Genomic DNA, 13,611 nt, shown 5'->3' on the forward strand with positions numbered 1-13,611 from the left:
CCTATTTTTTAACTAGCTATAGTCACATCAATACCTAATTTACCACCCAGCTTGAGCAACTGACGGTATTGTGCAGCTTCCCCTGAGTCCTTGAGTTGATTGAGATATTGAGGAATAATTTGGCTGTGCAAACAGCTAAAGTACAGCTCCTGGGATTTATCCAAAGAGATACCCAGGTTTAAGTCATTGCCAACATCAATTAACTTTTCCAGTCTGGTAATATCCATGTATCCGGTAGATCCATGTAGTAATTGCCATAATAGACGCATAATTAATTGTTCTAAAATTTGTTTTCCTTCGGGAATTTTTAATTGACAACGTAAATGTTTTGCCTCCGTGGCGATCGCCTGTAACTGTAAGACATGAGAATAACTCAACTGAGGTTCGTTAATATCCTGTTCCAGAGAGCGCAAGATAGTCAAACAACGATAACCGAGAGCAATTTCAGCAGCTACTTGTAATTCTTGGGGGACTGTTAAACCATCTCGATGAAAAGCCATAATTACCCCATAATTTTCCCGATAGGTTTGGGTGTAGAGTTGGTCTAACCTAGTTAAGGTCTCCTGACTTAGCAAGCGCATAATCCGGTGGCGTTCCTCTGCAAAAAGATTTTGTAAACTAAATGCCTGTTCCCCAAACATCTTAGTCATCATAACAATGGCATGAGCTGCACTTGCTTGTTGTAGCGATGCCAAAAGATTTTCCTTGAGGTGACCATAATCTCGTCTTCCGGTAAACTGCTGAATACAGCAGTGGAAATCCCAACCTCCCAAATGCAAAACTGCAAACACCAGATTTTCGCTTTCCCATGTGATTTCCGACACTAACTTTAAGTGACCAACTGCCATGGTTAGGGATCCCATCCGCTGCATTTGATAATCTAACTGATCAGCAGCGTAGCAATAGACACGTTTTTGATGACCTTCCAAGTGTTTTCTAGACTCTTGGATAGGGAGAGCACCACCGTGATGATTAAACAAAGAAGTAATAGCATAGTGAGCTGCAACTTGTTTAAAACCGATTTGAGCGGTCCGTACCAACTGATGATAAACTTCACTACCATGTTTAAACTGTTCTACATTACTAGGAGCTAGACTCAATCGTTTGAGGAAACCCTTTTCCAGCTGTACACCCGCAATATCACCAGCCAACTCCAAAGCGCGAGCAGCATAACGAAGAATCTGAGTTCCTTCCGGTCTAGATAACTCCTCAAAAAACCAACCGCAGCTGGTAAACATAAATAGGGAGTGACGCTGCATTTCCAATAACCGCAAAGCATCCACCTGTTCAGTGGGAGTCAGTTTGTGAGTTTGATGACGGGAGAGAAAACGATGAACATTAGCAGTAGAGCGGTCTCGGAGAATATCTATATATTCGTCCCGTGCCAACCAGGGGTCATGAAATAACCTTCTACCATAATCCTCATAGACTGCAACTAACTCATCTCGCAACCAATTGAGAGCTTCACGTAGAGGTCGGCGCCATTTTTGATGCCAGACTCCCCCTTCACCACCGCAACCACAATCATCTTGCCAACGGTCCACACCATGGGCACAACTCCAAGCTGTAACAGGTTTTAACTCCACTTCCCAGGTGGGGGGATATAAACTTAAATAGTGAGCGAAATTAGTTACAGTCCAACCATGACGGGGGAACTCACCAATAAAAGCGTACGCCAAAGTTTTCTCAGTACCCTTTTTATGGTGTCCAAAAGTTTCTCCATCAGTAGCCACAGATATTAACTGAGCAAGACGATGATCGCCACGAATAGCAGCGCCTACCCGCCCGGCAAAATGACTAGAACTATAAACCACATCAGTAAAACCCATATCCCGTGATATAGGTCCATCGTAGAAAAAGATATCAATATAAGGCAACTCATCCGGACTCTGTAGGGAGGTTATTTTACTCACACTTAAAGGTGAAGAAGTGGTTTGGAAACCAGGTTTTAAATAACAACGATAGGGACGGGTAGGATCGATTTGACTACCACCCACCTCATGCCATTCCGGATGGGGATCATGGTCTGTAGGGAAAGGACGACAGCGTTGAGCTTGGGAGGGAGCAAGAATAATAAACTTAATTCCTTCGGAGATCAAAGCTGCTATGGTTGCATAATCTATAGCCGTTTCTGCCAACCAAATACCTTCTGGATCCCGACCAAACCTAGATTTAAAGTCTGCCTTACCCCAGCGAATTTGAGTGTATTTATCCCTTTCATTTGCCAAAGGCATAATTATGTGATTATAGACTTGGGCAATAGCATTGCCATGACCATTGAGCCTTTGACTACTCCTAATATCAGCCTCTAATATTCTTTGATAAACTTCCATATCATAGCGTTCCAGCCAAGACATAAGAGTGGGACCGATATTAAAACTCATGTACTCATAATTATTGACGATCCCCAATAATTCACCCCGGTCATTTAAGACTCTAGCAAAGGCATTAGGACGATAACATTCCCAATGAATACGCTCATTCCAGTCATGGAAAGGAGTAGCACTAGGTTGACGTTCAATGGCATCCAAATAGGGATTTTCCCTTGGTGGTTGATAGAAGTGACCATGGACAGTCACATAGACACCATGGGGTTTAGTCAGGGGATCATAACTAACTGTGGATTGGTCATTCTCATCCACTTGGAAAGTGAGAGTTGATGCAAGATTTACTGAAGATTCAGCGGCGGATGTCATATATTCTTAACCTAGAGAAAAATTGTGGTTGTAGGGAAAATCTTTTGATATCGACTCGATATTTGCCTTGATATTTACATTTTTACACCTGTTTGCTACCAAAATCCGGTATAAACAATGTGAGCAGCAATCTTAAAAAAACTTAAAGAACAATGGGATTTTACATGGGACAAATAAAATTGTATGATAGTTGTGTGACAATTGAAACCAAATAACTAACAACTCTAATGTCAACTAAAAATATCATCTTCCTGACTTTGCTAGTTTTCATCCCTATTTCCTTAGCCGCACACTTCTTAGAGTGGGGAGATTTGGTAGTATTCATCACTGCTGGATTAGCAATTTTACCATTAGCTGCTTGGATGGGCACAGCCACCGAAGAAATAGCAGTGGTTGTGGGCCCGGTGTTAGGAGGTTTATTAAATGCCACTTTTGGCAATGCCACAGAATTAATTATAGCTCTAGTCGCGCTCAATGCTGGACTGATAGATGTGGTGAAAGCCAGTATTACGGGATCAATTATCGGTAACCTGCTTCTGGTTATGGGGCTTTCAATGTTTTTAGGTGGAATACGTTATAAAGAGCAGAGTTTTGAATCTGTAGTTGCAAGAGTTAATGCTTCTTCAATGAATTTGGCGGTAATAGCCATTTTACTACCAACTGCAGTCAATTATACTTCTATAGGAATTAGTGAGAATGTGCTACAAAATCTTTCTCTTGCTGTAGCGGTAGTGCTCATTTTAGTTTACGGACTAACACTGCTTTTTTCTATGAAAACCCACGCTTACCTATATGATGTAGGTTTAGCAGATACGGAAGAGGAAAATAACCATCAAAAACCAAATATTGCATTGTGGACTGGTGTGTTATTGGTTTGTACCTTATTAGTGGCGTTGGAATCAGAACTATTAGTGGACTCACTAGAAGTGGCTACATCTAAACTAGGACTAACAGCCTTATTCACAGGGGTGATATTAGTACCAATTGTAGGTAACGCGGCAGAACATGCCACAGCAGTAACTGTAGCGATGAAAAATAAAATGGACCTTTCACTGTCAGTAGCTGTTGGCTCAAGTATGCAGATAGCTTTATTTGTAGCACCTGTACTAGTAATATCCGGATGGTTCATGAAACAACCAATGGATTTAGACTTTAACCCTTTTGAACTAGTAGCAGTAGCTGTGTCAGTTTTAATTGCTAATAGCATTAGCTCCGATGGCAAATCCAATTGGTTAGAAGGCACTTTATTATTGGCAGCATATACGGTTTTGGGCTTTGCATTTTATTTCCATCCATAAATTTGGTCAACCCAAAAAAAGTCTCATGGATGGAGAATGAACAGTTATTTGTCCAGTAAACTATATATTAAGTCATTTTTTCAGTTCAAAAGTTCCTTAATATGAGATAAACAGAAATGACCGAAATTGGAATGCTGATTATGGGGGAATTCAACTATAAACAGACGAATTTACCCCATTTACTAGATGAACAGCTATTAAAAGCGGAAAATGCCCAATATAAGACAAAAAATAGCCATTTTTCCCAATTACCTCATGGCATTACATCCAAGATTACAGCTCCCGAATTCATGACAGTGGGAGTCACGGAAAAAATAGCTATATCCAGAACCATTAGGACAGGGTTGATGGACAAAAATGAGGGACGCGTGGCTATTCCGGATCGCTATAGATGGCAGCAAGCATCTAAACGGACAAAAAAGCGCCAATTACCCCCACAATTTCAATTGGCTGACAGGTCAAATCTACCCAAACGAAGACCCACCCCAACAGACTACTTGGCATACAATAGACCTCAAATGCCAACCCTCCGATTTGGTGATTCTGGTCTATCCATTAGAGTCTTACAGCGTTTGTTAATATCCAATGGCTATAATGTGCGAGTTGATGGCGTATTTGGGGCGCTGACTGAAACAGCTATTAAGGCTTTTCAAAGTCAGCGTAATTTATCAGTAGATGGTGTTGTAGGTCCTAAGACTTGGTCTCAACTATGCAGCATTTAAATGCCTTTCGCCAAAACGCTATAGATAAATTTAATAGTGTGACCAGTATGTAGCTTAACCATTATGGATAGCTATAAACTAATAGCTAATTTGCAGAGTTACAGATGCTTCTACTTGTTGTTCACCACCCACTATAGGAGTGACTGCATCTGGAGCGGAAGCCTTAACCATTTGGGATCTTTGTAGCATAGGTGGAGGAGGTGCACTAGCATTGTTAATTTGAATGCTAATTATTTCTTTGGTTTGGAAACCTAAACTGCTGAGAACTGCTTCGGCTTGCTTTTTAGCCTCCTGGGTTGCTTTTCTTAGAGCTTGTTTTTGTGCTTCATTAATAGCCTCATCCGTAGCAACAAAACTAATACCATTAATTTCGCTTGCTCCAGTTTTGATCGCTTCATCTAACAAGGAACCAACCTTGTCAGTAGAAAAGCGAAAACTCACCGTGTTACTAGCAGCATAGCCAGTAATTCTTTGTATATTGTTCGTATAACTATAGACTGGATTAAGCCTGACACCGGTAGTTTCCAACTTTTCAACTTTACGGGACTTGAGTAAATTCACCACCGCAGAGGATCTGCGAGCAGCTTCCTGTTGGACCTCTTGAGCAGTTTTTCCCTGAACTTCTACGCCCAAACTCACTCTTGTTAAAGTGGTGGCTATGGTTTCTACCCCGCTACCACTAACAGTTAATGTGCGCCATAATTGAGCTTTTTCCTGAGCTGATGCTGGTAAGGTAAATATGCTGGAAATTAGTAAACTGAAATAGGCAATTTTCCCCAGTTGCTTAAACTGAAACCCAGATGGTAGTGAAATATTTCTATATATCCTAGACATTGGACGTGCACTCCTCGGCTACTGGTACATTAATACGTTAATTTGTGAATCAAACCACAAAACATTTTGGGATCTGGATAATTAACAATTTGCCATGATCTGGAGAAAAATTTTCTTTGGTTACACTTTTAGCAACAAAGTCAACCGGTTCAACTTTGTATCTCAAGAATGAGGATGATCCCGCTAGAAACTTGTACAACAAGGATAATAAAAAACATTATACATGTAGCTGAATACACAGAAAATCCAAGGATTTAGTCACAAGAAAATCGCCGAAAGGCACGGAAGCCACTTGGCTTTAGACAGGAAGTGCCAACGGCGAATTTATTCGCCTTGATATTTAACCGTGATGCGGATCTTCAATATACCTTTTAATAACATCTGCTGAAACCTGTCCAGCAGTGGAATAAAAATAACTATTAGTCCATAGGCTAGGAAGTTTAAGTAATTCAGGAAATTTTCGTCTTAACAAGCAAGATGACCGTCCTTTAAAAGCTTTAACCACCTGATTTATAGCATGGTTGATGTTCTACAAATAAATGAACATGGTGCAACCTCAAGAGCGAGGATATCCCAGTCTTTTTCTTTGGCTAGTTCGTAAATTATCTGTCGAAGGCGTTTAGGTATCCATACAAGATGCACTACTGCATTACCTTTTGAGTGATTTCCTATTCTGTATTCCAGTGTTGTCTTCATATTGTTTCGTGGCTGCTATTGACAAGTAAATCATATCTCAACTATACTTTTGAAATCAACAAACATTGAAGGTCGAACAATGTACGGATGCCAACAAGTTCTTATCAAGTCCGATAAATCAATAACAGCCATATTGGAGTACCTCTGCACAGAAGCTAAAAAGCTGACAAATTGTGGCGTTTACTATTCTAGGCAGATGTACTTTAAAACTGGTTATATTCCTAGTAGACCAGATTTGCATAAACAACTAGGAACTTATCAGAAAAACGTTCATTATCAGGCATTGTATTCTGATACTTCTCAACAAATACTAACCAGTGTAGCTGAATCCTTTAAATCGTACATTGAGCTAGTAAAAGCTGCAAAAAAGGGCGAAGTTTCCCAAAAACCAAAATTACCTAATTACTGTAAAAGTGTTATGACTGTAGCTACTTTTACGGGCAGGTCATTAAAGTTAATTGATGGGATGATTAGGTTTCCTTTGGGAACAAAAGTTAAGGCATGGTTTGGGATAGATTCTTTTTGTCTACCAATGCCATCTAACCTTGACTTCAAATCAATTAGAGAAGTACGTATTTTACCTAGAAATAGACAATTTTATGCAGAATTTGTCTATCAGGTAGATGAAATAAAATCTGATGTTGATAGAAATAATGTTTTAGGGATTGACCACGGGTTAAATAACTGGTTAACTTGTGTTTCTAATCTGGGAACATCATTTATTGTTGATGGACTTCATTTAAAAAGTTTAAATCAGTGGTACAACAAATCAGTAGCTAAACTTAAAAGTGATAAACCCCAGGGTTTTTGGTCTAACAGATTAGCTGCTATTACCGAAAAAAGAAACCGACAAATGCGTGATGCAGTTAACAAAGCTGCAAGAATAGTCGTTAACCACTGTATTGAAAATAAGATTGGTGCTATTGTTTTTGGATGGAATAAAGGACAAAAAGATAGTATTGATTTGGGGTCTAAAAACAATCAGAAGTTTGTCCAAATTCCCACAGCAAGATTAAAAGACCGTATTGCTCAATTATGTAAACAATACGGAATAGATTTTATTGAAACAGAAGAATCATACACTTCTCAATCATCGTTTTTTGATTGCGACAATATACCTAAATTCGGTGAAAAACCCGAAGGGTGGAAAGCAAGCGGGAAACGAGTTAGTCGTGGAGTATATGAAACTTCTGATGGGTTCAAAATTAATGCGGACTGTAATGGTGCTGCTAATATTTTGAAAAAAGTAGCGGTGATGCTAGGAATTGATCTTAGCGGAATCAGTAGAGGCTGTTTAAGCCAGCCTCAGAAAGTTCGTTTATGGACTCTTCAGAAATCTCCGTGTCTTTAGACCGGAGAAGCTTAATAACATAACTCAACCAATGTGGGAAAAATAAAAATGCTGCAATTAGCACCTCATATATTTCATATCTTACACCAGCACGGTATAGAACACGCATTTGGCATACCCGGTGATTTTGCCCTTACCTTGTATGATGCCTTAAAAGAAAGCAAAATTAAGCCAGTAATTATGACCCATGAACCAAGTGTAGGTTTTGCTGCTGACGTTTATGCCCGTATTCGTGGTTTAGGTTTGGCAGTAGTTACCTATGGAGTAGGTGGCTTAAACATGGTTAATGCTGTAGCAGGTGCCTATGCAGAGAAGTCACCATTAGTAATTTTAAGTGGTAGTCCAGGAATAAAAGAAAGAAGACAGGATAGCTTACTACACCACAAAGTAAAAACCTTTGACAGTCAAAGACGAGTTTATGAAGAAGTAACAGTTTATGCTAGTGCTATTACTGATATAGAAACAGCCGAGAGAAAAATACATCGTGCTATTGATTATGCAAAAACGTTTAAACGTCCTGTATATTTAGAAATACCCCGTGATATGGTATACGCGGAGTTACCGGAGGCGGAGTATGAACGAGTACCAATAAAGCACACGGATAGAGATACCTTAAAGGAGGCGGTATCAGAGACATTAGAAATACTAGAAAAAGCCAAATCACCAGTAATTATAGCGGGTGTGGAAGTACACCGTTTTGGGTTACAAGTAGAACTGTTAGCACTTGCAGAAAAATTGGGCGTACCGATTTGTGCCACCATGTTAGGAAAATCAGTATTTCCAGAAACCCATCCCCAATATCTAGGGATTTACAATGGTGAAGCGGGAGACGAAAATATTAACAAAATAGTGGAAGAATCCGACTGTTTATTAATGTTAGGGGTATTCATGACAGATATTAACCTAGGAATGTTTACTGCCCATATTAACCAAAAACATACCATATCTGCCACCTCAGAACGGATTGCTATTAAACATCATGAATATCAGAACATTTTATTTACCGACTTCATTGCGGGACTATTAAAAAATCCCCATTTACCACATTTTCAATTCCCAAATACTTATAGGATGCACCCGCGAGTAGAGGAAAAAATAGATAATATATCTATGGGTGGATTAATTTATGAAATTAATCAATTTATTGATCATAAAACCATAATTATTACCGATGTAGGAGACAGTTTATTTGCAGCAGATGATATTCAAACCAAACAAGGAACAAGCTATTTAGCTCCGGCTTTTTATGCGAGCATGGGTTTTGCCATTCCGGGAATAATAGGTGCTCAATTAGCAGATCCCTTTCGTCGGGTGTTGGCATTAGTTGGTGATGGTGCATTCCAAATGACAGGAATGGAACTATTAACAGCTAAAAGACTGGGAATGAACCCCATAGTAATTATTATTAATAATGGTTCTTTTGCTTCTTTAAGAGCCATGGGACATGAGGATGCGGACTTCGTAAATATTAGTACAATTGACTATGCTGATTTGGCTAAAGTTTTAGGAGGCAATGGCTTTGTAATTCATACAGGATTAGAACTAAGAAGAGCCTTGAGTGTAGCGAAAGACAGTGAAAATTTTAGCATTTTAGATGTGAGAATTTCTGCAGATGATATTTCACCAGCTTTACAAAGACTAAAAACTCTATTTACTCAAACTTTGAAATAAAACACAATAAGGAGTAAGGGAAATACCATGGAAATATTTTTAAAAATTGCTGAAATGGGACACAAGCAAGTAACATTCTGTTATGACCAAGAATCAGGATTGAAAGCTATTGTCGCCATCCACAATACTAATTTAGGTTCGGGGGTAGCCCTAGGGGGGACAAGATTATTGCCATATTCCACAGAAGAAGATGCTCTCAAAGATGTCCTGCGTTTGAGTTATGCCATGACCTATAAAGCAGCTTGTGCCAATATTCCCATGGGTGGTGGTAAAGCAGTAATCATAGCAGATCCCGAACAGAAAACCGATAAGTTATTTAATGCCTATGGAAGTTTTGTCAATAGTTTTGGAGGGAGTTTTATTACTGGACAAGATGTAAATATTTCCTGGGAAGATGCCCATAAAATAGGTGAAAAAACACCCTATATGATTGGGTTAATATCCACATACGGTGGTTCTAGCTATCCTACCGCAGTGGGAGTAGAAGCGGGGATGAAAGCAGCAGTAGATTTTTACTGGGGGAAGAAAAATCTCCAAGGCTTAAAAGTGGCTATTCAAGGAGTAGGCAAAGTGGGTAAAAACCTTTGTGAAATTTTATCCCACCAGGAAGTGGAAATTTTTGTCAGCGATATATCTAATCATAAACTGGCAGAAGTTGAGAAGTTATATCCGGTAAATATTGTAGATGTGGAAGAAATTTATGAATTAGATGTTGATATATTTGCTCCCTGTGCTTTAGGGGGGATCATTAATAGTTGTACCATTCCCAAATTGCAAGCTAAAATTATTGCAGGAGCAGCCAACAACCAACTGGAGAATGAGGAATTAGATAGTCAGCTATTAGTAGATAGAAATATAGTCTATTGTCCAGATTATGTAATTAACGCTGGAGGTTTAATTCATGTTTATGATGGCATGATAGGGCTAAGTGAAGAAAGTTCCTTGGCAAGAGTGAGGAATATATATAATACATTAAAACAGGTATTTGCAATTTCTAAAGAATACAATATTACTCCACTAACTGCATCAAGACAGTTAGCGGAGAGTCGGTTTTTAAATAATAAAACTCAAAATTAAATTGACATATTAACCTCTAATCACTATGATCGCTCTACCCCCTGGACTGACCACTTCTTCTGTAGTAGTACGTTCTTCAATGGGGGGTAAATCAGGGCGACGATCAAAAATCACTAACCAACCCGTATCCAGTCCTAGTCCTGCCAAATATTTATCTAACTGTTGGAGTCCCTGGGGGAGTGGATCTTTCTTACCAGGTTTCCACACCTTCAGTTCCATGCCCATCACCACCACACCATAGCGTAAACAAATATCCATGCGACCCGAACCGATCGCGTACTCTCGCTCTAACGTACCGCCCCCATTCACGATACGGTGTAAGAATGCCATTAATACCAGATGGGGGGCAATCTCGTGGTAGGGCACACTTTTCAGTAACGGTTCTCCATGTTGTCGCCAGAAGTCAAGAAAAGCATTTAAGAGTTTTTCAGGATTTAAACTATGGTCGGTGTTTAACCAACTGGGTTGAATTTGGGGCAAACTATCCTGACTACCTTGAGATAACACGCGAGGAATCACTTCCTGGTAAATGGGATTGGCAATAGTTAGTCCACCCAAAGAACTACGCTTCAGTAAGCCTAAATCCAGTACAAAACGGCGATCATCTTCTGGAGTATCCGGTAAGTCTGATCCCGCTAATATAGGCTGAATAATCGCTTTAACCCGATCTTCCCGCAGTCTTTCCGCAAGGCTATCTAAATGGGTATCTTGACGCTGAATAAGGATTTCCTTAGCTTGTTTAATCACATCAATCGTAATAGGTTGATTGACATCTTTTACTAAAACAGTTGTAGCTTGACGAGCTAAAGCATTAACTAACCAGGGTTGTCCATCGGTTAAATAAAAGGCATGATGAATCGCTTCGGGAGTGAAGATTTGCCCCGTGGCTTCTGTATGTTGTAAATAGAGTTCTTGAACTTCATCAAAACTAAAATTAGAGAGGGTTAAGGACTCTGCTGTAATGTTAAAAGGGCTGGCGCTATTTAGGCGTTCACTGCCCCCAGATTTTACTTTATAATCCCGCACATCTCGCATTCCAATTAACCCCAAAGAATGGGGAAATCCGTGAGGACGATTAGGAAAACCAGAACGCAATTGTCGTAATACAAATATTAATGTTTCGTCGCTAAGTGCATCAATTTCATCCAGAAAAACAGCTAAAGGACGATCAGCCGTTGCTGCCCAGTTACTCAAAAAGGTGCTCAGTTGAGAACTACTTTCCGTCGCTGGCCATTCAGTGGGTTGTAAATCTGGAGGTAACCGAAAGCGGAGTGACTGTCGCCATTCCGCTAAAATAGACTGCTCGGCTTTGTGCGGATCCTGGGAAAAAGGTGCCCCCACCTCTAAGGACAGCATCACAGAAGTATAGTGGCCACTCGCAGTTAATTCCTGGGCAAGGGCTATCATAGCAGTGGTTTTGCCCACTTGTCGCGGGGCATGGATGATAAAGTAATTGCGTCCATCAATTAAGGCTTTCAACTCAGGCAGTCGCGCTGTGGGAGATAGCATATAGTGGATATCGGATTGGCATGGGCCAGCAGTGTTAAAGTGTTTAGGCATAGTTTTAATAATTAATAATTATGAAAGCAGCGATCGTTTATTGACTTTATATCTTCCGAGAATAAATCGGGACGCAATTACTAAATGCCAGTCTCACAACGATCGCTTTTGGGGATCCCGCGATCGCATCCGACTCCAGAAAGGAACACAATTCTTAGTGAAACTTAAGGGAAATCGTTTTTAAGTTTTTAAGATAAAATTCTATTTTCGTAAGACCGACGTGATGATGATCGTAATTGTGGCACTGGCAATCAAAGTAAAGGCAAGTTGCACAACCCACTGGGTGGCCTGTTGATAGTTACTAAAACGATCATTGAATTTCTCATTGTCTGCGGATAGCTTTCCCACGGTGCTGGACAACTGATCTACAGTATTAGACAAGTGATCTAGTTTTTGCTCAATGCGATCGAGGCGATCTTCACTGATGGTTGATTGGGTCATGTTGAATCTCGAGATAAGTTTTAGATCCCCATTCTAACAAAAATGATTGCTCTTCTCACCTTCTAGCGCTTTTTAGGGGATCCCACGATCGCGTATTTATTATAGGTACAAGACGGTTGAGGGCCAAGCATCGCTCCCAATTCCTGAAAGGATCCCCCTTCAACAAATTCAGGATTTTTCCTTGAGAAGAAACTGGGGATTTATGGAATAGTGGCAATTGAGGCGCGATCGCTAAAACCAGTCGGTTTTCAACCGACTTGCGCTTTGAGACCGGGAATTAATTCCCGGTCTCCCCCACAGACAGTGCTTTACAATCGCCCATTTTTAAAAACATTCTACCATAACTAGTAAAACACATATTGGGTTGAGGAAGGAAACCCAACCTACGTTCTTTACCGCTAACCCACTTATCTGAATTATTAAATTATATAGTACCTCTTCTAAGTGTTTTCAGAATCTTGCTGATCTTGAGAAAATGTGGATTACGTGACAGCTTGATGATAGTTGGGTCGTCAGTTTCTAGAACAATTTTGTTATAAATGTCAATCACCTGCATCAAATTGTCATAATCCAAAATTAACGCTGTTTCACCCTCCGCAAGATGATCTTGAACCAGATTTGTACTGGCTACCAATTTTTCTCCATTTAAGTTGGTAGCAGAAAAATTATTCCCAGGAATATCTAACTGGGATAGAACTTTTACAAATAACCCTAATAGCGTATCAGTATACAAGGGTGAAACTCCATCAGAGATTAAGGATGATCTGATGGAGAAAATGCCACTTGCTGACAAGGAATCACTACTATTGGGAATCAATTCCTGGATGGCATTTCTTAACTCCCGTAGGTTATTAGCAGAAACCACAACAGTGATTTTTTCCTGATTATTAGTTGGGTTAGAGTCAATACCAGTAGTAACAGGAGATCCCTCTTGAACCTTGCTAGACTCGGATGTAGAAGTAGCAGTTCCAACCATCTTGGCATCAGGTGAACTAACTTGGGCAAAACTCGTAAGCTGATGAAATAAAACTATTAAAGGTGAAAAAGTCAATGTAATAATCAAGGTTTTGATTTTGAACATGGTTATCCTCTTGCTTGAGTAATAGAATAGTTTGTTGGTTAATATTTCCTTGGTATGATCATCCCTAAGAATTGGAAAATCCAAGTGTGAGAGTAATTTACTAGTAACAGATGCTTGATATGGAATTTCTACCACTCAATTTTTAAAAATCCCGGAGAGCTGACTAAGTATATAAATATCTTGA

The 13,611-nt window shown here is 39.7% G+C and carries 10 protein-coding genes and 1 pseudogene; 5 read left to right on the plus strand and 6 right to left on the minus strand.

What is annotated here, in order from left to right; genetic code table 11:
- Window positions 1-8 precede the first annotated feature (8 nt).
- Window positions 9-2,696, minus strand: coding sequence for a DUF3536 domain-containing protein (locus IAR63_RS11585; protein ID WP_187705381.1), 2,688 nt, complete (start codon window positions 2,694-2,696; stop codon window positions 9-11).
- A gap of 227 nt (window positions 2,697-2,923) precedes the next feature.
- Here IAR63_RS11585 and cax point away from each other — a divergent pair, with 227 nt between their 5' ends.
- Together cax and IAR63_RS11595 are read left to right on the plus strand one after the other, a co-directional pair.
- On the plus strand, window positions 2,924-3,994 hold the full coding sequence (gene cax / locus IAR63_RS11590; protein ID WP_187705382.1) for a calcium/proton exchanger: 1,071 nt from the start codon (window positions 2,924-2,926) through the stop codon (window positions 3,992-3,994).
- A 116-nt stretch (window positions 3,995-4,110) separates the two neighbouring features.
- Window positions 4,111-4,716, plus strand: a complete 606-nt coding sequence (locus IAR63_RS11595; protein WP_057177844.1) for a peptidoglycan-binding domain-containing protein — start codon at window positions 4,111-4,113, stop codon at window positions 4,714-4,716.
- A 78-nt stretch (window positions 4,717-4,794) separates the two neighbouring features.
- Here IAR63_RS11595 and IAR63_RS11600 read toward each other — a convergent pair whose 3' ends face one another.
- Both IAR63_RS11600 and tnpA read right to left on the minus strand, forming a co-directional pair.
- Window positions 4,795-5,550 carry an SIMPL domain-containing protein gene (locus tag IAR63_RS11600; protein WP_115539053.1) on the minus strand — a complete coding sequence of 252 codons (756 nt, stop codon included), beginning with the start codon at window positions 5,548-5,550 and terminating at the stop codon, window positions 4,795-4,797.
- A 340-nt stretch (window positions 5,551-5,890) separates the two neighbouring features.
- Window positions 5,891-6,246, minus strand: a pseudogene (gene tnpA / locus IAR63_RS11605) (IS200/IS605 family transposase).
- 79 nt (window positions 6,247-6,325) lie between these two features.
- Here tnpA and IAR63_RS11610 point away from each other — a divergent pair.
- From IAR63_RS11610 to IAR63_RS11620, 3 genes are read left to right on the plus strand one after another with little or no spacing between them, the layout of a single operon-like run.
- On the plus strand, window positions 6,326-7,597 hold the full coding sequence (locus IAR63_RS11610) for an RNA-guided endonuclease InsQ/TnpB family protein (RefSeq protein ID WP_141303381.1): 1,272 nt from the start codon (window positions 6,326-6,328) through the stop codon (window positions 7,595-7,597).
- Between the two features lie 48 nt (window positions 7,598-7,645).
- Window positions 7,646-9,268, plus strand: coding sequence for an alpha-keto acid decarboxylase family protein (locus IAR63_RS11615; RefSeq protein ID WP_006277789.1), 1,623 nt, complete (start codon window positions 7,646-7,648; stop codon window positions 9,266-9,268).
- A 27-nt stretch (window positions 9,269-9,295) separates the two neighbouring features.
- Entirely contained in the window at window positions 9,296-10,345 is a 1,050-nt protein-coding gene (locus IAR63_RS11620) for a Glu/Leu/Phe/Val dehydrogenase dimerization domain-containing protein (protein WP_006277791.1), read from the plus strand.
- Window positions 10,346-10,354: 9 nt separating this feature from the next.
- Here IAR63_RS11620 and IAR63_RS11625 read toward each other — a convergent pair whose 3' ends face one another.
- From IAR63_RS11625 to IAR63_RS11635, 3 genes are all read right to left on the minus strand, one after another.
- The gene (locus IAR63_RS11625; RefSeq protein ID WP_187705383.1) at window positions 10,355-11,905 is read right to left on the minus strand and encodes an AAA-like domain-containing protein; all 1,551 of its coding nucleotides are present in this window, start codon (window positions 11,903-11,905) and stop codon (window positions 10,355-10,357) included.
- Between the two features lie 201 nt (window positions 11,906-12,106).
- A complete protein-coding gene (locus tag IAR63_RS11630) occupies window positions 12,107-12,346 on the minus strand; it encodes a ssr2422 family thylakoid membrane protein (protein WP_006277793.1) in 240 nt (79 codons plus the stop codon).
- A gap of 424 nt (window positions 12,347-12,770) precedes the next feature.
- The gene (locus IAR63_RS11635; protein WP_187705384.1) at window positions 12,771-13,427 is read right to left on the minus strand and encodes a hypothetical protein; all 657 of its coding nucleotides are present in this window, start codon (window positions 13,425-13,427) and stop codon (window positions 12,771-12,773) included.
- Window positions 13,428-13,611 lie beyond the last annotated feature (184 nt).

Source organism: Cylindrospermopsis curvispora GIHE-G1 (assembly GCF_014489415.1).
GTDB classification, from domain to species: domain Bacteria; phylum Cyanobacteriota; class Cyanobacteriia; order Cyanobacteriales; family Nostocaceae; genus Raphidiopsis; species Raphidiopsis curvispora_A.

Coding starts and splice junctions, on each gene's coding strand:
- IAR63_RS11610 (WP_141303381.1), top strand. CDS start 6,326: ATGTACGGATGCCAACAAGTTCTTATCAAGTCCGATAAATCAATAACA.
- IAR63_RS11625 (WP_187705383.1), bottom strand. CDS start 11,905: ATGCCTAAACACTTTAACACTGCTGGCCCATGCCAATCCGATATCCAC.
- IAR63_RS11630 (WP_006277793.1), bottom strand. CDS start 12,346: ATGACCCAATCAACCATCAGTGAAGATCGCCTCGATCGCATTGAGCAA.
- IAR63_RS11585 (WP_187705381.1), bottom strand. CDS start 2,696: ATGACATCCGCCGCTGAATCTTCAGTAAATCTTGCATCAACTCTCACT.
- IAR63_RS11595 (WP_057177844.1), top strand. CDS start 4,111: ATGACCGAAATTGGAATGCTGATTATGGGGGAATTCAACTATAAACAG.
- IAR63_RS11615 (WP_006277789.1), top strand. CDS start 7,646: ATGCTGCAATTAGCACCTCATATATTTCATATCTTACACCAGCACGGT.
- cax (WP_187705382.1), top strand. CDS start 2,924: ATGTCAACTAAAAATATCATCTTCCTGACTTTGCTAGTTTTCATCCCT.
- IAR63_RS11600 (WP_115539053.1), bottom strand. CDS start 5,550: ATGTCTAGGATATATAGAAATATTTCACTACCATCTGGGTTTCAGTTT.
- IAR63_RS11635 (WP_187705384.1), bottom strand. CDS start 13,427: ATGTTCAAAATCAAAACCTTGATTATTACATTGACTTTTTCACCTTTA.
- IAR63_RS11620 (WP_006277791.1), top strand. CDS start 9,296: ATGGAAATATTTTTAAAAATTGCTGAAATGGGACACAAGCAAGTAACA.